We start from the raw sequence: 22,743 nt of genomic DNA, 5'->3' as shown, positions 1-22,743 counted from the left end.
GGTGGGTCTCTCCTGGTGGATCGGTGCAGACGCGTGGCCGGCCGCGATGAGCGACCGGCCACGCGGGGCGGTCACTTGCTGGTGACGCTGAAGCCCTGCTTGTTGCCGTAGTCGACGATCGACTTCTGCCAGGCCTGCAGGCCCGTGTTGAGGTCGCTGTTCGACGCGTAGGACTGACCGACGGAGTCGGCGTAGATGCTGTTCGCGTAGACCTGGAAGGGCAGGTACTGCCATCCGGTCGACACGTTCTTGGCGCCGTCGGCGAGGACCTGGTTGATCTTCTGGCCGCCGAAGTACTCGGGGGCGTCGGCGAGGAACGCGTCGGAGCTGAGGTCCTTGGTGGTCGACGGGAAGCCGCCCGACTTCAGGAACACGGAGATGCTCTCCGGGTCGTTGTTCAGCCACTTGAGGAAGCCGGCCGCGAGGGCCTGGTTCTTGCTCTGCTTCAGCACGACCTGGCCGCCGCCGCCGTTCTCGGCGTTGGCGGGCTTGCCGTCATAGGTCGGGATGGGGGCGACGCGCCACTGGCCGGAGGCCTCGGTGACCGACGACTCGAGCGTGCCGGGCATCCAGGCGCCGGTGATCAGGGTCGCGATCGAGCCGTTGCCGAGAGCCTTGTACCACTCGTCGCTCCAGCCGGGGACGGAGGAGAGCAGCTTGCCCTCGACCAGCTTGTTCCAGGTGGAGGTCCACTTCTTGGTGCCCGCATCCTGCAGGTTGACGGTCACCTTGGTGCCGTCGACGCTGAACGGACGGCCGCCGGCCTGCCAGATCATGCTGGTGGTGAAGCCGGAGTCGCCCGAGTCGCTGGTGATGTAGGCGTTCGGGTCGGCGGCGTGCAGCGTCTGTGCTGCGGCCACGTACTCGTCCCAGGTGGTCGGCACGGCGATGCCGTACTTGTCGAAGACGGTCTTGTTGTAGAACATCGCCATGGGGCCCGAGTCCTGCGGCAGGCCGACGAGCTTGCCGCCGACGTTGACCGAGCTCCACGGGCCGGCCGTGTAGTCGTCCTTGAGCTTGTCGAAGCCGAACTGCGTCAGGTCGACGAGCGAGTCGGAGAGGGCGAACTGCGGGATCGCGTAGTACTCGACCTGGGCGACGTCGGGGGCGCCGGAGCCGGCCTTGATCGCGTTCTGCAGCTTGGTGTACTCGGTGGTGTTGGTGCCGGCGTTGACCAGGTTGACCTTGACCTTCGGGTACGCCTTCTCGAACGCGGCGACCTGGGCCTCGGCGGAGGGGGTCCACGACCAGTACGTGATCTCGCCGCCGGCCTTGAGGGCCGCGTCGACGTCGGAGCTGGAGCCGCTGGCCGAGTCGGATCCCGACCCAGACGAGCACGCGGCGAGGGAGGCGCCGACGACGGCCGTGGCGACGATCGCCGTGGCGACGCGACGGAGCGACCGTGAACGCAGGATGCGCTTCATCAGTGGTGTTCCTTTCACTTCATTGGGATGTGATGGTGCGAGGGGTGGAGCTGTGGGTCACTGCTTGACGCTGCCGGCGGCCAGACCCGACTGCCAGAAGCGCTGCAGGAAGAGGAACGCGATGACGATCGGGACGATCGTGAGCAGCGATCCGGTGATGACCAGGTTGTAGATCGGTTGTGCCGCTACCCCGGTCGCCTGCGCGCTCCATTGGCTGAGGCCGACCGTGAGGGGGTACCAGGTCGGATCGCTCAGCATGATGAGCGGCAGGAAGTAGTTGTTCCAGGTGGCCACGATCGCGAACAGCGCGACCGTGACGACGCCGGGCGCCAGCAGGCGGAGCGAGATGGTGAAGAAGGTGCGGAACTCGCTGGCGCCGTCCATCCGCGCCGCCTCGAGCAGCTCGGTCGGGATGGCCTCGGTGGCGTAGGTCCAGATCAGGTAGAGGCCGAACGGGCTGATCAGCGACGGGAGGATGACGGACCAGGGGGTGTTCGTCAGGCCGACCTGGCTGAACATGAGGAAGGTCGGGACGGCGAGGGCCGTGCCGGGCACCGCGATCGCGCCGAGCACGATCGCGAAGACGGCGCGCTTGCCCGGGAAGTTGAACTTCGCCAGGCCGTAGCCCGCGACGGTGGCGAGCAGCGTCGCGCCACCGGCGCCGACGACCACGTACAGGAGGGTGTTCCCCAGCCACTTGAGGAAGATGCCGTCGCGATAGGTGAGCGTGTCGGCGATGTTCTGGAAGAGGTTGAAGTCCTTGCCGAACCAGAGCCCGAACGACGAGAAGAGGTCGGGCTGCGTCTTCGTCGCGTTGACGATCAGCCAGACGAGCGGCACGACCGAGTAGATCGTGAACAGCACCATGACGATGGTCAGGACGATCGAGCGGCGCGGGCGGCGGCCTCCGGTGGAGAACGACTTCTCGGCTCGGCGCTCGGCCTTGCGGAGGGCCACGCGGTCGGCGCGGGTGGGGGCGATGTCGGTGAGCGTGGCCATCAGCGGACCTCCTTACGGGAGCCGCGGAGCTGGACCACGTAGGCGATCACCGCGGTGAACACTCCCATCACGATCGCGACCGTCGCCGCGTAGTTGAACTGCTGTCCGGCGAAGGACAGGTTGTAGGCGTACATGTTCGGGGTGAAGTAGCTGCTGATCGCGTTGGGGGCGATCTGCTTGAGCAGGTTGGGCTCGTTGAAGAGCTGGAAGCTGCCGATGATCGAGAAGATGGTGGCGATCACGATGGCGCCGCGCACGGCGGGGACCTTGATGCTCCAGATCTGGCGGAAGGCGCCGGCGCCGTCGATCTCGGCCGCCTCGTAGAGCTCGCCCGGGATGACACGGAGGGCCGCGTAGAAGATGAGCATGTTGTAGCCCATGAACTCCCAGGTGACGATGTTGCCGATCGAGCCGAGGATCCACGACCCGCTGAGCGGGGCGAGGTCCGTGCCGAAGAGCTGGTTCACGCTGGCGGTGAGGCCGAACTGGTCGCCGTAGATGAAGCCCCAGATCAGGGCGGCGACGACGCCGGGGACGGCGTAGGGGAGGAAGAGCGCGATGCGGAAGAAGCCGGCGCCGTGCAGACGTGCGCTGTCGAGGGCGAGCGCCGCGACGAGCGAGAGCACGAGCATGATCGGCACCTGCACGACCAGGAAGATCGAGACGCGGCCGAGCGACTCCCAGAACTTCGGGTCCTGGAACACGGCGATGTAGTTGCCGAGCCCGGCGAACACGTTGCCGCCGATGAGCTGCTCGCGGAACAGGCTGAGGTAGATGGCGTAGAGCACCGGCGCGATGATCATCGCGGCGAACACGACCATGAACGGTGCGACGAATGCCCATCCGCGCCAATCGCGACGGGCGCGGCGCTTGCGGGGCTTCGGGGAGACGGCCTGCCGGCTGGCCGGCGGCGTGAGGGACGTCGTTGTCATGGCCTTCCTTGGATGGTTCGGGGGCGACACACAGATGTTTACGTCAACATCTGCTGGCATACCCTAACATGTTGACGTCAACATCGCGCAAGCCCGTTTGTCGTTTACGTACTGGCGGCGCGGAATTCAGCAGAATGAGGAGCTATGACCGAGTCGATCGCCGATCCCGCGCCCGTCGCCGCGCCGCGGGCCGGTCGCAAGCGTGGCCCCTCCCTCGGCGATGTCGCCGCGCATGCGGGCGTCTCGACCCAGACGGTGTCCCGCGTCGCGAACGGCCTCACCAACGTGGAGGCGGCGACCCGCGAGCGCGTCCTGGCCTCCATGCACGCCCTCGGCTACCGCCCGAACCACGCCGCGCGCGCCCTGCGTTCCGGCCGCTTCCGCAACCTCGGCGTCGTGATGTTCACGCTCTCGTCGTACGGCAACATGCGCACGCTCGACGCGATCGCAGTCAACGCGGCCACCGCCGGGTACTCCATCACGGTGGTCCCCGTGGAGCGGCCCACGCAGAAGGACGTCAGCGTCGCGTTCTCACGCCTGCTCGAGCAGGCGGTGGACGGCATCGTCATCGTCATCGAGGCGCACATCGTCGACGGCGCCGACGTCGAGCTGCCCGAGGGCCTCTCCGTCGTCGTCATCGACTCCACCCAGCGCCCCGACTATCCGCAGGTCGACAACGACCAGGCCCTCGGCGCGCGGCTGGCGACCGAGCACCTCCTGTCGCTGGGCCACGAGACGGTCTGGCACATCTCGGGCCCGACCGAGTCGTACTCCGCCACGCGCCGCGAGGCCGCCTGGCGCGAGACGCTGGAGGCGGCGGGCGCCCCCGTGCCGGAGGTGCTCCACGGCGACTGGTCCACGCAGACCGGCTACGAGCACGGCCTCGCCATCGCCGCGCGCCCCGAGATCACCGCCGTCTTCGCCGCGAACGACCGCATGGCGCTCGGCGTGCTGCGCGCCCTCCACGAGGCCGGCCGTCGCGTCCCGGAAGACGTCAGCGTGGTCGGCTTCGACGACATGGCCGAGTCGGACTCGTTCTGGCCGCCGCTGACGACCATCCACCAGGAGTTCGAGGCCACCGGCCGCCGCGCGGTCGAACTGCTCATCGCCGAGATCGAGGGACGCCCCGAGCCGGTCACCTCCACGGTCGTCCCGACCCGCCTCGTCGTGCGCTCCAGCACCGGACCCGCGCCGCTCTGACGTCGGCGGCCCTGCGCCGCATCGGCACTCCGACTGGGGACCCAGGTCCATAGCGCGGGCGGCTCCTCCCCCGACAGACTGAGGGAGGCGCCGTCGGCGCGCCCTCGGAAGGACGATAATGGAGCCCCGCCGTTGGACCGCGCTGCATCCTGCCGTCATGCGCTCCAACGTGGCCCGCTCCCTCGACCGCGCTCTGCTGGCCCTGCTCGTCGCCGGCGCACTCTTCGCGCTCCTGCAGTTCGCGCTGCTGCCGTTCGCGACCCCGGCCGGACCGGTGCTCGTGCTCTTCCCGATCGACTTGCTCGTCTACCTGTGCGCCGGCCTGCTCGCCTGGTATCGGCGCCCCAGCAACCGGATCGGCGCGCTCATCCTGTCCGCAGGCCTCGCCGTCTTCCTCAGCGCGATCTTCAACATCGACATCCCGCTCTTCGTGGAGGTCGGGACGATCGCGGCGACGCTCCCTCTGGCCGCCGTCGTGCACCTGCTGCACGCGTTCCCGTCCGGCAGGGTGCGCGGCGGCGTGCCGCGAGCGACGGTGATCACGGCCTACGCGACCGCGCTCCTGCTCGGCGCGCCGCGCTATCTGTTCGATCCGGCCGGCCCCGCGCCCGGGCTCAGTGCGGCCGACTGGCCGGCCGGAGTCGCCCTGGGTGCCACCCTGCAGGCCGTCGTCGGCGCCGCCGTGATGCTGGCGACCGCCGCCGTCCTGATCCGCCGGCTCGCCGCGGCGACTCCCGAGCAGCGCGGCACGCTCCTGCCGCTGTACGGCTACGGCATCGTCACCGTGCTGTTCATCCCCCTGAGCACCCGCGTGCTCGCGCCCGCCTTCGGCTGGTCGATCACCGTGGTCGGCGGCGTCCAGCTGGTGGCGCTCGGGCTCATCCCGATCGCGTTCGCGCTCGCGGTGCTGCGCGGCGGATTCGCCCGCACGGGCGAACTGGAGGAGCTGGGCAGCTGGCTGGGGGCGACGGGAGCCGAGCGTCCCGCCCTCACCTCCGCTCTCGGCGGCGCGCTGGGCGACCCCTCGCTCGAGGTGTGGTTCTGGGTCCCCGAGCGCGGGGCCTACGTCGACATGCACGGCGCACCGGTCGTCGAGCCGATGTCGTCCGCCTCCCGCGGGGTGGAGGTGGTGGAGCTCGAGGGGCGGCGGATCGGCGCGATCGTCTACGACGCCGGTCTGATCGGCGAGCCCGAGCTGGTCCGCACCGCCGGCCAGGTGGTGGCGATCGCACTCGACCGCGAACGCCTCACCGCCGAGCTGCTCGCCAGTCGGCGCGCGCTCCGCATCTCGCGCGAGCGGCTCGTCGACGCCGCCGACGTCGAGCGGCGGCGCATCGCCCAGGACCTCCACGACAGCCTCCAGATGCAGCTCGTCCTGCTGGCCCTCGAGGCGCAGCAGCTCGCGAACACGCGGGGCGCCGACCCCGCACTGGCCGAGCGGGCGACCGCCCTGCGCAAGGGCATCGACACCGCTGCCGCGGAGCTGCGCCAGATCGTGCACGCGGTCATGCCCGCCGCCCTCGTCGAACGCGGCCTCGCCGCCGCCGTCGAGGACCTCGCCGACCGCCTGCCGATCCCGACCGAGGTCGACCTTCAGCCCGGGCCGCTCCCCCACGCGGTCGAGAGCACCGCCTACCTCGTCGTGTCCGAGGCCCTCGCCAACGCCGTCAAACACTCGGGCGCCCGCAGCATCGCCGTGCGCATCGCGCGCGACGGCGGCCTCCTGCACGTCAGCGTCGCCGACGACGGCGCGGGAGGAGCGGCCGCGAACACCGGCGCGGGTCTGCGCGGCATCGCCGACCGCGTCGACGTGCTCGGCGGCCGGATGACCGTCGACAGCCCGCCCGGACAGGGCACCAGGATCCACGTGGAGGTCCCATGCGAGTCGTGATCGGCGAGGACGAGGCGCTGCTGCGCCACGGTCTGCAGCTCGTCCTCGAACAGGGCGGTTTCGATGTCGTCGCCACCGCCGCGGACGCCGGCGCGCTGGAGGCGGCCGTCGCCCAGCAGCGGCCCGACCTGGTGGTGACCGACATCCGCATGCCGCCCACCCACACCGACGAGGGGCTGGTCGCCGCCATCCGCATCCGCTCGGCGCATCCCGGCACCGCCGTCATGGTGCTGTCCCAGCACGTGCAGCGCAGCTACGCCGTCGAACTGCTCGCCGAGCGGAGCGGCAAGGTCGGCTATCTGCTCAAACAGCGCATCGCGGATGTCGACACCTTCCTCGACGACCTGCGCCGCGTCGCGGCCGGCGGCACCGCACTCGACCCGGATGTGGTCGCCGTCATGGTGGCCCGCGCGAGCAGGTCGGACTCGGCCGTCGGATCGCTCACCCCGCGGCAGCAGGAGGTGCTCGGCCTCGTCGCCGAGGGCCGCAGCAACGCGTGGATCGCCGCCGAGCTCGTCCTGACCGAGAAGGCGGTCGTGCAGCACACGTCCCGCATCTACGACGCACTCGGGCTCCCGGTCGACTCCGACGCGCACCGCCGCGTGCTCGCCGTGCTGCGCTACCTCAACCGCACCTGATGCGCCGCGGCGCGCGCCGCATACCTCCCCCGTACCGTCCCTGCTCGTCCCGACCGTGTTCGTCCCGTCCGAAGGGCCTCCTGTGAAACCGCATCGCTCCCTCCTCCTCGCCGCCGGCGCCGTCCTCGCCGTTGCGGCGCTCGCCCTCACCGGCTGCACCGCAGCTCCCGCGCCGGCGACGGATCCCGGAGCCGCGACCGCCACCACGGCGGCGTCCTGCGTCGCCGACCCGGCGAAGACCGCCTCCCTTCCGGCGACGCTGCCCTCGACCCCCGTCTCCTCCACTCTCGCCGCCAAGCTGGTGGCGGCGTCGGAGAGCGGCCGCGCCGAGATCTCCTCCCCGGGAGCGATCGTCGCCGTCCAGACGCCGCAGGGGCGCTGGATGCGGGCCTTCGGCGTCGCCGACCCCGTCACCGGCCGGGCCATGACCGTCGACGACGTGCAGCGCATCGGCTCCGTGACGAAGACCTTCACCGGAACCCTCATCCTGCAGCTGGTCCAGGAGGGGCGGATCTCGCTCGACGACACGATCGACCGATACGTCGACGGCGTGCCGAACGGCGCGGAGATCACGCTGGACGACCTGCTCACGATGAAGAGCGGACTCGCCAGCTACACGCTCAACACCGACCTTCAGAACGAGTGGTTCGCCGACCCCACCGAACCGTGGACGCCCGCCCAGCTGCTCCACGCCAGCTTCGCCCTCGAACCGATCTTCGCCCCCGGTGCGAAGTTCAACTACTCCAACACCAACTTCATCCTGCTCGGCGAGGTGATCCAGCGGGTCACGGGCGAGTCGTATGCGACGGTGCTCCAGGAGCGCATCCTCACCCCGCTCGGCCTGACGCACACCGCCATGCCCGCGGGAGACGCGCCTCTGCCCGACCCGCACGCCGACGGGTCCAGCCTCCAGGGCACCGCAGACGGCGACACGACCCCGGTGAACGCCACCGAGTGGAACCCGACTTTCGCGTGGACGGCCGGCCAGATGATCTCCACCATCGGCGACATGCTCACCTGGGGCCGCGTGCTCGGCACCGGCCACGACGTGCTCGACCGCACAACGCAGCTCGACCGGCTGGAATCGATGCCCGCCGCCGGCGGCTACGGCGACGCGATCGGCTGCATCGACGGCTGGATCGGCCACACCGGCGAGATCCCCGGCTACAACACCTCCGTCTTCTACGACACCACGACCGACACGACGGTGATCGTCTTCGCCAACAGCGACATCATGTCCGGCGCCTGCACCGAATCGAAGACGCTGCCCGACAACCCGACGTCGGCCCCCTGCATGGCACCGGCCACCCGGGTCTTCGTCGCGGTCGCGGAGGCCCTCGGCCACCCGTTCGCCGCCAACCCGGCGAGCTGAGCCGGGTAGACTGCGCATGTCCGGCGGGCCACCCGCCGATGCTCGAAAAATGGGCACGAGGCGTGCGCGGAGATGCGCGCGCGCGACACATACGGAATGCGCACCTCCGTCCCGTCTCGAAAGGCTTTGCCATGCCCTCCGTGTCCGCTCACGTCGCCGCTACCCTCGCCGCCCATGTCCAGCACGTGTTCGGGGTGATGGGCAACGGCAACGCCTATGTGCTCGACGCGCTCGAGCGTCAGGGCGCCGTCCCGTACACCGCGATGCGACACGAGGGGGGCGCCGTGGTCGCCGCCGACGCGTTCCACCGTGCCTCGGGCGAGCTCGCGGCGGCGACCGCGACGTACGGTGCCGGGTTCACGAACACGCTGACCGGGTTGGCGGAGGCCGTCCAGGCGCGCATCCCGCTCATCCTGCTGGTCGGCGACGAGCCCACCTCGGGTCCGCGGCCGTGGGGCGTCGACCAGATCGCGCTCGCGTCGGCCGTCGGTGCGCGCACCTACACCGTGGGCCGCGCAGACGCCGCGGCCACGACGATGATCGCCGTCGAGCACGCATTGACGTATCGCGTGCCGACGGTGCTGGCCATCCCGTACGACATCGCGACTCGGGAGGCGGGGCCGATCCCGGTCGCGCCGCAGCCGGTGCTGCCCGCGCCGCTCGCTCCCGTCGGGCCGTTCGCGGCGAGCGCCGTCTCCGCCGCCGCGGAGGCCCTCGCCGCTGCCGAGCGGCCTCTGCTCCTGGCCGGTCGTGGCGCATGGATCGCGGGCGCGAGCTCCGCCCTCGGCACTCTGGCCGAGGCGACCGGCGCCCTCACCGCGACGAGCGCCCTCGGCCGCGGAGTGTTCCCCGACGACCGCTACGACCTCGGCGTGACCGGCGGCTTCGGGGCCGAGGGGGCGATGGAGCTGATCCGGGAGGCGGACACCGTCGTCGTCTTCGGCGCCTCGCTCAACCAGTTCACGATGCGGTTCGGGGAGCTGTTCGCGCCGGGCACCCGTGTCGTCCAGGTGGATGTCGCCTCCTCGGCGACCCACCCGCACGTCGGCACCTATCTGCGCGGCGACGCGCACATCGTGGCCGAGGCCTTGGTCGCCGAGCTGGAGGCGGGCGCGACCCGCTCCTCCGGGTGGCGGGAATCCGTCGACCTCGCCGGCCGGCGCGCATACGACACCGGGGCGTCCGGGGCGTCGGGCGGTCTGGCCGAGGACGGCCTGCTCGACCCGCGCGCCGCCGCCGCGCGCATCGGGGAGCTGCTGCCCAAGGACCGGGTCGTGGTCTCGGACGGCGGGCACTTCATCGGCTGGGCGAACATGTACTGGCCGGTGGCCTCCCCGGACCGGATGATCATGGTCGGCACGGCGTACCAGTCGATCGGGCTGGGGTTCCCGAGCGTCGCCGGCGCCGCGGTCGCGCACCCCGAGTCGACGGTCGTGCTGACCACGGGCGACGGGGGCGGCCTGATGGCTCTCGCCGACCTGGAGTCCGCGGTGCGTGTCGCGGGAGGCCGCGGTCTCGCCGTCGTGTGGAACGACGCCGCCTATGGGGCCGAGGTGCACCTCTACGGCCGCAAAGGCCTCGCCGAGGCGCCGATGCTCATCCCCACCGTCGATTTCGCCGGACTGGCCCGCGCGGTCGGTGCCGAGGCCGCGATCGTCCGCACGCTCGACGACCTCGCCGTGCTCGCCGACTGGGTGTCCCGCCCGGCCGGAGAGCGGCCGTTCCTCCTGCTCGACCTGCGCATCTCGCCCACGGTCGTCGCGCCCTACCAGCACGAGATCATCCGGGTGAACTCCTAACCCCCTCTCTTCCATTACGCCGAGGTTCACGTCGTGGCGGTCATTCCGGGCGGAATGGGCGCCACGACGTGAACCTCGATCGCAGCCGGGAGGGCGTCCGCCGGATAGGATCGCCTTTCGATGGCGACGGACGAGAAGACGCAGAGCAAATCGCGGGCCGCTTACGACTGGGTCAAGGCGAGGATCGCTCGACGCGAGTACACCCCCGGCTACCGGCTGGTGCTCGGATCGATCGCGGCCGACCTCGGAATGAGCGTCGTGCCGGTGCGCGAGGCGCTCCGCCAGCTGGAGGCCGAAGGCCTCGTCACCTTCGAGCGCAACGTGGGCGCCCGGGTCTCGATGGTCGACGAGTCGCAGTACGCGTTCAGCATGCAGACGCTCGCCGTCCTCGAAGGCGCGGCCACCGCACTCGCGGCTCGCGCCCTGACGGCGGAGGATCTCCGGCGCGCCCGCGAGATCAACGAGCGGATGGTCGCGAGCCTCGACCACTTCGACCCCGGCGCATTCACAGCCCTCAACCACGAGTTCCACGAGACCCTCTACGGCCCGTGCCCGAATGCCCGCCTCCTCGATCTCGTGAACGCCGAGTGGAGCCGGCTCGGCAACCTCCGCAACTCGACGTTCGCGTTCGTCCCGGGTCGCGCGCAGGAGTCGGTGCGCGAGCACGAGGGCATCGTCGCCCTCATCGAGACGGGCGCCCCGGTCGACGAGATCGAGTCGGCCGCGCGCCGTCACCGTGCCGCCACCCTCGACGCCTATCTGGAGCACGAACACTCCGCGCACTGACCCACGCGCTCACCCGCTCACACGCCCGCCCGCCGCGCGCCGGGTCGCCGTCGAGGCGGCACGAAGTGCACGCTTTTCGGCCGAGAAGGCGGACTATTCGCCGCCTCGCTCAGCCGGGGCGTCCCATCCCGCGGCGGCGCGGACGTGGCGAGCGATCTCACGCGGTCGGAGGTCGCTCGTGTCGACGACGAGGTCGTCGATCGCCGCTTCGGCCAGCACCGCGTCCAGCTCGCCGGCCCGGCGCAGATGCCACGCGAGCCCGTCCGGATCGTCGGCATGCCGCAGCCGCAGTCGACCCTCGACGACGGAGGGTGCGGCGACCAGCCGGCAGATCAGCATTCTCTCCGTCCTCAACGCGTCCAGGTATCGCCCCACCTCGCCGGATTCCTCGAGCACTCCGGCGAGGATGAATCGCCGCGCGCCGGCCGCACGGTAGTTCGTCGCGAGAGCGTGGAGGTTGCGGAGCTCCAGTTCGTGGTTGAAGACGTCGGTGGCCGGTGCGGGATGCAGCCGGCGCACCTGGTCGAGGTCGACGACCGCGTGCGGCCCGGGTTCCAGGGCACTGATCGCCTCGGCCACCGTGGTCTTGCCGACTCCGACCGTCCCGTTGAGGAAGACGCATTCCATTGGTCCATTCTGCGCCTCGCTCCGACTCCGCTGGGCCAGCGGCTCGTCCCGATGCCTCCTCGACACCGCAGTGCAGCTTCGGGCACTGACCATCCGGGCGGCCCCGCCGATAGTCCCGGGCGACGGCACCGGTCGTCATCGAGTGGAGGTACCCCGTGACCGACTCCCCCCGCACCGACTCCCCCCGTCGCCGGCGCTCCGCGCTCGCGGCCGCGATCCTCACCGGCGCACTCGTCGTCGGCGGCGCCGTCGCGTCGACGAGCGCGAGCGCCGCCGCCGATCGCGTCGACGTGACGTGGACGATCAGCAACTCGTGGACGACCGGCTTCCAGGCGTCGGTGGATGTCGCCAACGGCTCGACGACGAAGCTCGCGCCCTGGCAGGTGCGCTTCACCTTCCCGCACACCCTGGTGAGCATCTGGTCGGCCGTGCAGCAGCCGTCCGAGGCCGGCACCCTGACCGTCGCGGCTCCGGCCTGGGCGACCACGCTGGCTTCGGGGGCGAAGACGAACTTCGGCCTCACCGCGACGAGGGCGGGCTCGGCGGCACTCGTGCCGACCGGCTGCACGATCGTCGGGCTGCTTGCGGGAGCATCGGTGCCCTGCTCGGTGAACGGCGGACCGGTCGGCGGCGGGGCGACGAGCACCCCGACAGCGACGCCCACGCCGACCCCGACAGCGACCCCGACCACGACCCCGACCGTCACGCCGACTCCAACTCCGACTCCGACTCCCACACCCACGCCGACCCCGACTCCGACACCGACGCCCACGTCCGGAGGGCTCGAGGTCAGCTGGAGCACGACCTCCGAGTGGACGGCGGGCTTCCAGTCCGCCGTGCGTGTCCGCAACACCTCCGGTACCACCCTCAGCCCCTGGCAGCTCTCGTTCACGACCGCCACGACGGTCGTGAGCCTGTGGGACGGCACGGCCGGGGCGGCGGCAGACGGCTTCACGGTGACCGCGCCCTCGTATGCAAAAGCCCTCGCCGCCGGGGGTGAAGCGTCGTTCGGGCTGACGTCGAACAAGGCGACCGGCGCCGGTCTCGTCCCGACCGCGTGCCGCGTTGTCGGCGCGAACCTGCCGTGCACGATCAACGGCACGATCAGCACACCAGAGCCGACGCCGACGCCCACTCCGACCCCGACCCCGACCCCGACCCCGACCATCCCCGCCCCGTCGGGCTCCCTGCTGGTGGCTCCGTACGTCGATCTGGGTCTCTGGCCGACCGCCGACCTCACGGCGTTCAGCCGATCGAGCGGCGTCTCGGCGGTGACCGCCGCATTCGTCGTGGCCGACCGCAGCAGCGCCTGCTCCCCCACCTGGGCCGGTTACACCGCTTACGCGATCGGTGGCGGGCAGGACTTCCAATCGAACATCGCCGCCTTCCAGGCCGCCGGTGGACGCGTCGTGGCCTCGTTCGGTGGAGCGGTGAACGACGAGCTCGCCCGGGTCTGCACCGACCCGGCGAAGGTGCTCGCCGCGTACTCGAAGGTCGTCGCCCGGTTCGGCCTCGACCGCGTCGACTTCGACATCGAGGGCGCCGACGTCTCCGACTCGGCGGCGAACCAGCGCCGCGCGACGGCCGTGGCGGCGCTGCAGAAGCAGCGTGCCGCCGCCGGGCACCCCCTCGAGGTGTCGCTGACCCTTCCGGTCATGCCGAACGGTCTGCTCGACAGCGGGCTGCGCACGATCCGTGAGTTCACCGCCGCGGGCGTCCAACTCTCGGCCGTGAACCTCATGACGATGGATTACGGCACCGGCGTCACCGACATGGCGAAAGCGGCGATCGACGCGGCCACCGCGACCGCGGCCCAGCTGAAGACCGTGAGCACGTATGCCGCCCTCTCCGACGCACAGCGCCGCGCCCTCGTCGCGGTCACCCCGATGATCGGCGTCAACGACACCGGAGAGGTCTTCACGCTCGCGCACGCGACGACGGTGGCCGCGTACGCGAAGGCGAACGGGCTCGCCGGGCTGGGCTGGTGGGAGCTCACGCGCGATCAGCCTTGTACCGGCGGCATCCCGGCGTACATGTGCACCGGGACGTCAGCAGCGCGCTGGGCCTACTCGAAGGCGTTCGTCGCGGCCACCCGCTGACCCGTCCCGCTCCCGGTGGGACCGGTGCCCTGTCCGGCACCGGTCTCGCCGTTGAGCACCGCCCAGGAGCCGAATCCGACGAGCGCGAGCGCGACGAGTGCCAGGATGATGGCGATCGCGACGGTCGCACGCTTGTGATTCACGAACCCTCCCCCGGGTGGACAACGGTGTCCACCCTACGGGGAGAACGGTCGGTTTCGTAAAACGACCGCCCGGCCTACGCGACGGCCACCGTGCGCGACGACAGGATCGGAGCGAAGAACGCCGCGAGCCCGGCCGTGTCGGCGAGCGGGAGCACGTGCGCGACGTACTGGTCCGGTCGCACGACGACGATCGCACCGCCACGGTCCACACCACGCTCCTCGAACACGTCGTGCTCCGGATCCGCCGCGTACACCTTCTCGTGATCGATCAGCCCGAACGGACCCACCCGGGGCCGGAAGACGGACGGCACCACACCGGAATCCACCTCGATGTGGGGCTGCTGGTACACGACCTTCACGTCGAAGTGCGCGTCGAGATCGGCGCCGGCGGGAGTGGAGACGACGACCGGCGAATCGGGTGCGTGCTCGAGCCAGTCGGCGAACTCCGCCACCGCCTCGGACTCCCCCGGGCGCGCCTCGTCGGCGAAGACGTAGATCCGCCAGCGTCCGTCCGCCTTGGCGTGGTGCCCGAGGTGCACCGGGTTGCCGTCGCAGACGCGTGTCGCGTGCGGCGACTTGAAGCGCTTGCCGAGGGGGAATCCGGTCGCGAGGCCCTGGCTGCCGCCCTCTCCCACGAGGAGGCTCGGCGGGTACTGCGTCATGAAGCCGGCCGGGAACTCCGCTGTGCGCACGTAGAAGTCCTCGAGCTCGGTCGGGTCGCCGAGCTCCTCCGGCTTGGCGGCCATCAGCGACGACCACTCGCGGTCGAAGTCGATGAGGTTCTGGGCGATCACCTGACGCTCCGCCGAATACGTGGCGAGCAGCTCCTCCGGGCTGCGTCCGTCGAGCACGTGACCCAGCTTCCAGCCGAGGTTGAAGCCGTCCTGCATCGAGACGTTCATCCCCTGGCCGGCCTTCGCGCTGTGCGTGTGGCAGGCGTCCCCGGCGATGAACACGCGCGGAGTGCGGGTGCCCCGCTGCTCGGCGATCACGTCGTCGAAGCGATCCGTCAGCCGGTGACCCACCTCGTACACGCTGTGCCAGGCGACGTTCTTCACGTCGAGCACGTACGGGTGCAGGATGTCGTTGGCCTTCGCGATGATCGTCTCGATCGTCGTCGAGCGCACGGCACCGTTGTCGTGCTCCCGCACCTCGCCGAGGTCGACGTACATGCGGAAGAGGTGGCCGCCCTCGCGCGGGATGAGCAGGATGTTGCCCGCCTCCGACTGGATCGAGCACTTGGTGCGGATGTCCGGGAAGTCCGTGACCGCGAGCACGTCCATCACGCCCCAGGCATGGTTGGCCTGGTCGCCGGCGAGCGTGCAGCCGATCGACTCCCGCACCGCGCTGCGTGCGCCGTCCGCGCCGAGCACGTACTTCGCCCGGACGATCCGCTCCTCCCCCTCGTGCTCGCCCGCGGTGCGCACCAGGCGCACGGTCACGGGATGCTCCGCCGCGTCGTCGACGGTGAGCCCGGCGAACTCGTACCCGTAGTCGGGGCGGAGGCGCGCGGGGGCGTTCGCCATGTACTCGGCGAAGTAGTCGAGCACACGCGCCTGGTTGACGATGAGGTGCGGCCACTCGCTGATGCCGGTCGGATCGTCGACCGCGCGCGCGGCGCGCACGATGCGGGCGGGGTCGGCGGGGTCTGGCTTCCAGAACGCCATCTCGGTGATGCGGTAGGCCTCGGCGATGATGCGTTCCGCGAAGCCGAAGGCGTCGAACGTCTCGACGCTGCGCGCCTGGATGCCGTCCGCCTGACCGATCGCGAGCCGGCCGGGGCGGCGCTCGACGATGCGGGTGGTGACGCCGGAGAACTGGGAGAGCTGTGCCGCGGTGATCATGCCGGCGGGCCCGGTCCCGACGATGAGCACGTCGACCTCGTCGGGCAGCTCGTCCGGACGGTCGATCCCGGTGCCGGCGGCGGGCTGGACACGGGGGTCTCCCGACACGTAACCGTGGTGGTGGAACTGCACGGGTTCTCCTCACTTCGCTGTGGGGTGTTCACTGTTGTGTTCGATTATCGAACAACAGGTTCTGATATCGCACACCGATCATAGGCATACGACGACAGCGCGACAAGAGCGCGACGAAGGAGGCGCGACGGAGAGAGGGAGAAAGGGGTGGGGAAATGGAGCCGGCTGCGGGATTCGAACCCGCGACCGCTCGCTTACAAGGCGAGTGCTCTACCAACTGAGCTAAGCCGGCGACGACGGCTGGCCCGTCGCCCACCATCCTAGAGGATGGGGTGTGGAGGTCGTCCTCGGGTATCAGCCCGCGGACGGCGTCGGTGTGGGCGTCGCGGTCGACGAGTACTCGTCGCCCTGCGCCTGCAGGATGAACGCCTTGAAGTCGTCCGCGCTGGTGAGCGACCCCGTGTAGGGCTTGCCGTTGACCAGCACAAGCAGCGCGTTCGTCATCTTCTTGACGTCGGAGTTCGGCAGCGGACCGCTCAGTGCGCGGTCGCTGGCGGTGGTCACCCAGGTCTTGAAGCGACCGTCGTCGATGCACGAGTCGATGCTGGACGCGCTGCTCGCCTTGGCGTCGGCGACGCGGGCCTTGAGCTGCTGGTCGCTGAGTCCCGGGCTGCCCTCCTTGGGCTGCTTCTCGAAGAGCGACGCGTTGAACGCCCAGAAGGCGGCGGGCGAGTAGTTCGCCACGCAGGCCGCGGCGTTCGCGGCCCGGAGCGAGTACTTCGTCCCCGCCGAATGGCTGGTGTAGATCGCGACGGGGTGCATCTCGACGGTGACCGCGCCGTCCTTCACCAGGGGCTCGAGCTGCGAGAGGTTGGTGCGCTGGAAGTCCCCGCAGAGGTCGCAGAGGTAGTCCGCGTAGATGCGGATGTCGACGGCGGCGCCGTTCGGGTCCGGCGTGCTGGCGACCGGCTTCGAGTCGGCGGCGAGTGCCGGGGTCGTGGCGACCTTCAGGCCGGCTCCGACCACGACGCCGTCGCTGGCCATGTTCTTCGGGCCGGGGACCGTCGGGCGGATCGCGCCGACGATGACGACGGCGACGATCGCGATGACGGCGAGGACGCCGACGGCGATGCCGCCGCCGATGAGGGTCCGGTTTCGGCGGTCCTTGCGCTGCTGGGACGTGCGGAGCTGCCGGGCTTTCTCCCGGGCGGCTGCGCGGACGTCGCCGCTCTCGTCGGGGTCGGTCATAGGGGGAATCACACTCTCGGGGTCGATCGGGGCTGCGCAGGGGGACGCAGCGGCGTCGTCGCACGCCGGGACGCACGCAACCGGTCGATCGTATTCCGGCTGTCTGGGAATAGACCAGACGGTCGCTGGACGCGCGGGGCACGACGTCGACGCCTCGACCCTGGGGGCGGTCGTCGACATCGTCGCCGATGCCATATTATGGGTGATTGCGGCGCCGATGCCCTACGGACGTCGACGCCACGTTCATCCATCACAACGGATCGTCCGGCACGTACCTGCCGGTGAAGGAGAATAAAGAGAAAATGGCGACTGTCACCTATGACAAGGCGACCCGGCTCTACCCGGGTTCCAACCGTCCCGCCGTGGACGCGCTCGACCTGGACATCGCGGACGGCGAATTCCTCGTCCTCGTCGGCCCGTCGGGCTGCGGCAAGTCGACCTCCCTCCGCATGCTCGCGGGGCTCGAAGAGGTCAACGACGGCAACATCTTCATCGGCGAGCGCAACGTCACCGACGTCCCGCCGAAGGACCGCGACATCGCGATGGTGTTCCAGAACTACGCGCTGTACCCGCACATGACCGTGGCCGAGAACATGGGCTTCGCGCTCAAGATCGCCGGCGTCGGCAAGGAGGAGCGCGCCCAGCGCGTCCTCGAGGCCGCCAAGCTGCTCGACCTGGAGCCGTACCTCGGCCGCAAGCCCAAGGCCCTCTCGGGTGGTCAGCGTCAGCGCGTCGCCATGGGCCGCGCGATCGTCCGCTCCCCCCAGGTGTTCCTCATGGACGAGCCGCTGTCGAACCTCGACGCCAAGCTCCGCGTCCAGACCCGTACGCAGATCGCGTCGCTGACGCGCCGTCTCGGCGTCACCACGGTCTACGTCACCCACGACCAGACCGAGGCGCTCACCATGGGCGACCGCATCGCGGTCCTCAAGGACGGCGTGCTGCAGCAGGTCGGCACCCCGCGCGACCTGTACGCACAGCCGAAGAACGTCTTCGTCGCCGGCTTCATCGGCAGCCCGGCCATGAACCTGTTCACGGCCGACGTCACCGACGGCGGCATCAAGTTCGGCAACACGATCGTCCCCGTCGAGCGCGACATCCTCGCCGCCGCCGGCTCCGCTGTGACCATCGGCGTGCGCCCGGAGGACGTCGTCGTGTCGTCCGCCGAGGGCAATGGTCTCAAGGTGACGGTCGACCTCGTCGAGGAGCTCGGCGCCGACGGCTACCTGTACGGCCACTCCGAGGTCGACGGCAAGCGCACCGACATCGTCGGCCGCGTCGACGGCCGCGTGCACCCGAACGCGGGCGACACCGTGTTCATCACCCCGAAGCCGGGTCACGTGCACGCGTTCCACGCGGAGTCGGGCGAGCGCCTCGGCGGCGCCGTCGTCGACTGAGGTCGTACGCACTAGGCTCCAACAGGAATCACACTCTGCCGCAGTCCGGTTCCCGGGCTGCGGCAGAGTGCTTTCCCCCTCAGCACCGACTCCGGAAGGCAACCTCATGGCCGGCTCCGTCAACATCACCGCAGCGACCGTCGACCCCGCTCTGCTCGACCTGCCGTGGAACATCCCGCTGGACCAGTGGTCGGCCGAGCACATCGCCCTCCTGCCGAAGGGCATCAGCCGGCACCTCGTGCGCTTCGCGAACCTCTCGGGCTACGTCATCGCCATCAAGGAGACGACGGCGGAGATGGCCCAGCGCGAGTACGACATGCTGCGCACCCTGCAGCGCATGGACGTGCCGTGCGTGGATCCGGTGGCGGTCATCAAGAACCGCACCGACGACGACGGCAACGAGTTGAATGCCGCGCTCGTCACGCGACACCTCAAATTCTCCCTCCCCTATCGCGCGCTGTTCTCGCAGACGCTGCGGCCCGACACGGCCACACGACTCGTGGATGCGCTGGCCGTGCTGCTCGTGCGGCTGCACATCGTCGGGTTCTTCTGGGGCGACGTCTCGCTCTCGAACACCCTGTTCCGCCGTGACGCCGGCTCGTTCGCCGCGTATCTCGTCGATGCCGAGACCGGACAGCTGTACGACGGCCTCTCCAACGGCCAGCGCGAGAACGACCTCGAGATCGCGCGGGTCAACATCGCGGGCGAGCTCATGGACCTGGAGGCCGGCGGCCGCATCGACGAGGAGCTCGACCCGATCAGCGTCTCCAACGGCATCGTCGCCGCCTACCGTTCGCTCTGGAAGGAGCTGACCGGCAGCGAGTCCTTCTCGTCGTCCGAGCGCTGGCGGATCAGCCAGCGGGTCGAGCGCCTCAACGAGCTGGGCTTCGACATCGAGGAGCTGGCGATCAAGACCTCGGACGAGGGCACGACGGTGCGCATCCAGCCGAAGGTCGTCGACGCCGGCCACCACCAGCGCCGTCTGCTGCGCCTCACCGGGCTCGACACCGGCGAGAACCAGGCCCGTCGCCTGCTCAACGACCTCGACTCCTATGCGGCGACCCTCGGCAAGCAGGGTCTCGACGAGGAGGCCATGGCGCACGAGTGGCTGCTGCGCGTGTTCGAGCCCGTGGTCCGCGCCATCCCGGCCGATCTGAAGGGCAAGCTGGAGCCGGCCGAGGTGTTCCACCAGCTGCTCGAGCACCGCTGGTTCATGTCGCAGAACGAGGGCCGCGACGTCCCGCTGGCCGAGGCGCTCACGTCGTACATCAACGACGTGCTGCGTCACCGCCGCGACGAGGCCACCGTGATCGCCCCGGCGACCGACACGATGAGCATCCCGACCATCCGCCGCGCGGCCGGTCTCGACGACGACGAGGACGACGCCGACGACTGGCGCTCGAAGGTCTGACTAGCCCGAGTCGCGCACCCGCAGCACCGCGTCGAGGCCGCGCCGCACCGTCTCGGCGGGCCTGTCCCCCTCCATCAGCTCCAGCAGGAGTTCACCGCAGGCACGGCCGAACTCGCGCGGCTGGAGGTCGACGGACGTGATCGGCGGGGTGTGGAACTCCATGATCAGGCTGTCCACTCCGGAGACCAGCCTGATGTCGGCGCCCGGCCGCAGGCCGAGGGTGCGCAGCAGCCCGGCCACACGCACCGCGACGCCGTCCGCGCCGACCAGGATGGCGTCCACCCCGTCCACCCCGTTCTCGGCGGTCCACTCGGCGAGCCGCCGCGCGAGCGTGCCGTTCTCCTCGTGGATCGTCGTCAGCAGCACCTGCGGCTCGAGCCGGCGCTCGGCGCACCACGTGCGGTAGGCGGCCTCGAGCTCCTGCGCCCACGCCGAGACCTGCTCCACCAGGAGCAGGCCCGGCTGGCGGGAGCCGTGAGCGACGAACCGGTCGAGGACCTCCCGCGTCGTGCGGGTGTTGGGCGATTCGACGATGCCCCAGGGATCGGGGAAGCCGGGCGGCGGGGAGTCCCCGGTGACCACCGGCAGGTCCTGGGCCAGGATCATCGCGGCGCCCTCGTCGTCCGAGTGCGGCTCGATCAGGATGAAGCCGTCGACGGGCGGGAAGGACTCGATCCGCGGGCTGGTCGGCGTGCTCGGGACGATCAGCAGGGAGAGGTCGGCCTCGTGCAGTCGCTCGGTCAGTCCGAGAGTCGTCTCGGTGTAGTAGCCGAAGTGGACGGCCGACTCGGGCAGGTAGAGTCCCACAGCTCCCGCGCGGGACTGGCGAAGCGCGCGGCCGAGCCGGTTGATGCGGTACCCGGACTGCTTGGCGATGGCGAGCACCCGAGCGCGCGTCTCCTCCGAGACGCCCTTCTTGCCGTTGAGGGCGAGGGAGACCGCGGCGGCGGAGATGCCGGCGCGCTCGGCGATGTCGGCCAGCGTCGTCGTCGGCATCGTCGCTCCTCTCGCTCGCCGAGCACCTCGTGGGAGGAGGCTCCGGCCGCGATTGCATCGCGGCTCCATCGCATTGTATAGTCCGAGATTAATCGATCAAGTTCTTAATCGATTCAGTTCGGATTTCCCGAACGTTTTCCTCCTTCGCCGCACAGCTGCGGCGATGAAGAGATGGGTGGCACGTGGCAGTGGAGCTCGACCTCGCGTTCGTCGACGGCATGGTCTTCGACGGCGTCTCGGACGCCCCTCGGCGGCTCGACGTCGGCGTGGCCGGTGGACGGATCGCCGCGCTCGGACCCGACGTGGCGGAGGGCATCACCGATCGCACCCGCGTGGTCGACCTGACCGGCCGCCTGCTGCTCCCCGGGCTGATCGACGCGCACGTGCACCCGGTGGAGGCCGGCGTCGAGCGGCTCCACTGCGACCTCTCCGCGGGCTGGACCCGCGAGGACTACCTGCGCATCATCGGCGAGTACGCCGCCGCGAACCCCGATCGCGAGTGGATCGTCGGGGGAGGCTGGCAGCAGGCCGCGTTCGAAGGCGGTGCGCCGCTCGCCGCCGACCTCGACGCGATCTGCCCCGACCGGCCGATGGTCATCTCCAACCGCGACCACCACAGCGCCTGGGTCAACTCCGAGGCGCTCCGTCGGGCGGGCATCGACCGCGACACCCCCGACCCCGTCGACGGCCGCATCGAGCGCGACGCCGACGGCGAGCCGACCGGCACCCTGCACGAGGGCGCCCGGATGCTCGCCCTGCGCCTCGCACCCGCTCCGACCGCGGACGAGCAGTACGAAGGCCTGCTCGAGGCCCAGCGCTACCTGCACTCGTTCGGGATCACCGGCTGGCAGGACGCCCTCATCGGGGACTACGGCAACCACTCCGCCGCCATCGTCGACGCCTACCAGCGCGCCATGGACGAGGGTGTGCTCCACGCCCGGGTCAACGGTGCGATCTGGTGGGAGCGCGAGCTCGGCGAGGAGCAGATCGCCCGCATCCAGGCGCTCCGGGAGCGGTTCCAGGACGAGCGCTTCCGCATCACCACCGTCAAGGTCATGCAGGACGGCATCGTCGAGAACCGCACGGCGGCGATGATCGAGCCGTACCTGCACCGCTGCGGGCCCGGTGAGACCCACGACGACGGGATCTCGTTCGTCGATCCCGACCTCCTGGCCCGGTATGTGTCGCGCCTCGACTCCCTCGGCTTCCAGGTGCATTTCCACGCCATCGGCGACCGCGGCGTGCGGGAGTCGCTGGATGCGGTGTCCGCGGCCCGTCATGCCAACGGCGACAGCGGGGTCACCCACCACATCGCGCACCTGCAGGTGGTGCACCCCGACGACCGCGCCCGGTTCGCCGCCCTCGGGGTCGCCGCGAACATCCAGCCCCTCTGGGCCTGCTACGACCCGCAGATGGTCGAGCTGAACGTGCCGCTGCTCGGCGCCGAGCGCACCACCACCCAGTACCCGTTCGCCTCCCTCCTGGCCGCCGGCGCGCACCTCTGCGCCGGGTCGGACTGGCCGGTCACGAGCCCGGACCCCTGGCTCGGCATCCACGTGGCGGTCAACCGCCGGGTGCCGTCGTGGCACCCGGACCACAATCCCGAGGCCTTCCTCCCGAGCGAGAGCCTGTCTCTCGCCGCCGCCCTGCGCGCCTACACCCACGGCGCCGCACGCATCAACGGCCGCGACGACCTCACCGGGTCCATCGCGGTGGGCAACTGGGCCGACCTGGCCGTCGTCGATCGCGACCCGTTCGCCCACCCGGCGGACACCATCGCCGACACCCGCACCATCGAGACCTTCGTCGCCGGGGAGTCCGTCTACGCGGCCCTCCCCGCAGCGATCTGACGGTCGCGCCCCGCA

18 protein-coding genes and 1 tRNA gene are annotated in these 22,743 nt (G+C 70.4%); 10 read left to right on the top strand and 9 right to left on the bottom strand.

Going from position 1 to position 22,743, the window contains the following annotated elements; genetic code table 11:
- Positions 1-71 precede the first annotated feature (71 nt).
- Genes ACFVU2_RS16640 through ACFVU2_RS16630 form a run of 3 tightly spaced genes read right to left on the bottom strand, consistent with a single transcriptional unit; the run spans position 72 to position 3,355 of the window.
- A complete protein-coding gene (locus tag ACFVU2_RS16640) occupies positions 72-1,424 on the bottom strand; it encodes an ABC transporter substrate-binding protein (RefSeq protein WP_387876513.1) in 1,353 nt (450 codons plus the stop codon).
- Between the two features lie 57 nt (positions 1,425-1,481).
- Positions 1,482-2,423 (bottom strand): carbohydrate ABC transporter permease, encoded by a 942-nt coding sequence (locus ACFVU2_RS16635; protein WP_387876510.1) that lies wholly within the window; start codon positions 2,421-2,423, stop codon positions 1,482-1,484.
- Positions 2,423-3,355: a carbohydrate ABC transporter permease gene (locus tag ACFVU2_RS16630; RefSeq protein WP_387876507.1), complete on the bottom strand. Its 933-nt coding sequence runs from the start codon at positions 3,353-3,355 to the stop codon at positions 2,423-2,425. Before ACFVU2_RS16630 ends, ACFVU2_RS16635 begins: the two co-directional genes overlap by 1 nt.
- Before the next feature lie 144 nt (positions 3,356-3,499).
- On the opposite strand from ACFVU2_RS16630, the gene ACFVU2_RS16625 reads away from it, so the two are divergent.
- The 6 genes from ACFVU2_RS16625 (at position 3,500) to ACFVU2_RS16600 (ending at position 11,041) form a co-directional block, all read left to right on the top strand.
- A complete protein-coding gene (locus tag ACFVU2_RS16625) occupies positions 3,500-4,555 on the top strand; it encodes a LacI family DNA-binding transcriptional regulator (protein WP_387876504.1) in 1,056 nt (351 codons plus the stop codon).
- Positions 4,556-5,240: 685 nt separating this feature from the next.
- Positions 5,241-6,446, top strand: coding sequence for a sensor histidine kinase (locus ACFVU2_RS16620; RefSeq protein WP_387876847.1), 1,206 nt, complete (start codon positions 5,241-5,243; stop codon positions 6,444-6,446).
- Positions 6,434-7,084 (top strand): response regulator, encoded by a 651-nt coding sequence (locus ACFVU2_RS16615; RefSeq protein ID WP_387876844.1) that lies wholly within the window; start codon positions 6,434-6,436, stop codon positions 7,082-7,084. Before ACFVU2_RS16620 ends, ACFVU2_RS16615 begins: the two co-directional genes overlap by 13 nt.
- 82 nt (positions 7,085-7,166) lie before the next feature.
- The gene (locus tag ACFVU2_RS16610; RefSeq protein WP_387876502.1) at positions 7,167-8,456 is read left to right on the top strand and encodes a serine hydrolase domain-containing protein; all 1,290 of its coding nucleotides are present in this window, start codon (positions 7,167-7,169) and stop codon (positions 8,454-8,456) included.
- 131 nt (positions 8,457-8,587) lie between these two features.
- A complete protein-coding gene (locus ACFVU2_RS16605; RefSeq protein WP_387876500.1) occupies positions 8,588-10,255 on the top strand; it encodes a thiamine pyrophosphate-binding protein in 1,668 nt (555 codons plus the stop codon).
- A gap of 120 nt (positions 10,256-10,375) precedes the next feature.
- Positions 10,376-11,041, top strand: coding sequence for a GntR family transcriptional regulator (locus ACFVU2_RS16600; protein ID WP_387876497.1), 666 nt, complete (start codon positions 10,376-10,378; stop codon positions 11,039-11,041).
- A 93-nt stretch (positions 11,042-11,134) separates the two neighbouring features.
- On the opposite strand, the gene ACFVU2_RS16595 is transcribed toward ACFVU2_RS16600, so the two are convergent.
- Positions 11,135-11,668: a hypothetical protein gene (locus ACFVU2_RS16595; protein ID WP_387876495.1), complete on the bottom strand. Its 534-nt coding sequence runs from the start codon at positions 11,666-11,668 to the stop codon at positions 11,135-11,137.
- Between the two features lie 155 nt (positions 11,669-11,823).
- Here ACFVU2_RS16595 and ACFVU2_RS16590 point away from each other — a divergent pair, with 155 nt between their 5' ends.
- Positions 11,824-13,767: a cellulose binding domain-containing protein gene (locus ACFVU2_RS16590; RefSeq protein WP_387876492.1), complete on the top strand. Its 1,944-nt coding sequence runs from the start codon at positions 11,824-11,826 to the stop codon at positions 13,765-13,767.
- Here the strand turns inward: ACFVU2_RS16590 and ACFVU2_RS16585 are convergent.
- From ACFVU2_RS16585 to ACFVU2_RS16570, 4 genes are all read right to left on the bottom strand, one after another.
- Complete coding sequence (locus tag ACFVU2_RS16585; RefSeq protein WP_387876490.1) at positions 13,734-13,910, bottom strand: hypothetical protein; 177 nt, start codon at positions 13,908-13,910, stop codon at positions 13,734-13,736. The genes ACFVU2_RS16590 and ACFVU2_RS16585 overlap by 34 nt on opposite strands.
- Positions 13,911-13,984: 74 nt before the next feature.
- On the bottom strand, positions 13,985-15,886 hold the full coding sequence (locus ACFVU2_RS16580; protein ID WP_387876487.1) for an FAD-binding monooxygenase: 1,902 nt from the start codon (positions 15,884-15,886) through the stop codon (positions 13,985-13,987).
- 156 nt (positions 15,887-16,042) lie between these two features.
- Positions 16,043-16,118, bottom strand: a tRNA-Thr gene (locus ACFVU2_RS16575).
- 62 nt (positions 16,119-16,180) lie between these two features.
- On the bottom strand, positions 16,181-17,074 hold the full coding sequence (locus tag ACFVU2_RS16570) for a DsbA family protein (protein ID WP_387876485.1): 894 nt from the start codon (positions 17,072-17,074) through the stop codon (positions 16,181-16,183).
- Between the two features lie 302 nt (positions 17,075-17,376).
- On the opposite strand from ACFVU2_RS16570, the gene ACFVU2_RS16565 reads away from it, so the two are divergent.
- Both ACFVU2_RS16565 and ACFVU2_RS16560 read left to right on the top strand, forming a co-directional pair.
- On the top strand, positions 17,377-18,471 hold the full coding sequence (locus ACFVU2_RS16565; protein WP_387876482.1) for an ABC transporter ATP-binding protein: 1,095 nt from the start codon (positions 17,377-17,379) through the stop codon (positions 18,469-18,471).
- Between the two features lie 106 nt (positions 18,472-18,577).
- Complete coding sequence (locus ACFVU2_RS16560) at positions 18,578-19,882, top strand: DUF4032 domain-containing protein (protein WP_387876480.1); 1,305 nt, start codon at positions 18,578-18,580, stop codon at positions 19,880-19,882.
- Here ACFVU2_RS16560 and ACFVU2_RS16555 read toward each other — a convergent pair whose 3' ends face one another.
- A complete protein-coding gene (locus tag ACFVU2_RS16555; RefSeq protein ID WP_387876477.1) occupies positions 19,883-20,878 on the bottom strand; it encodes a LacI family DNA-binding transcriptional regulator in 996 nt (331 codons plus the stop codon).
- A 182-nt stretch (positions 20,879-21,060) separates the two neighbouring features.
- Between ACFVU2_RS16555 and ACFVU2_RS16550 the strand changes: the two genes are divergently transcribed.
- On the top strand, positions 21,061-22,728 hold the full coding sequence (locus ACFVU2_RS16550) for an amidohydrolase (RefSeq protein ID WP_387876475.1): 1,668 nt from the start codon (positions 21,061-21,063) through the stop codon (positions 22,726-22,728).
- Positions 22,729-22,743: the final 15 nt, after the last annotated feature.

It is taken from the genome of Leifsonia sp. NPDC058194, from assembly GCF_042883605.1.
GTDB lineage: Bacteria > Actinomycetota > Actinomycetes > Actinomycetales > Microbacteriaceae > Leifsonia.
Note: the sequence above shows the minus strand (reverse complement) of the source record. Positions and strands in the feature narration are given on the sequence as shown.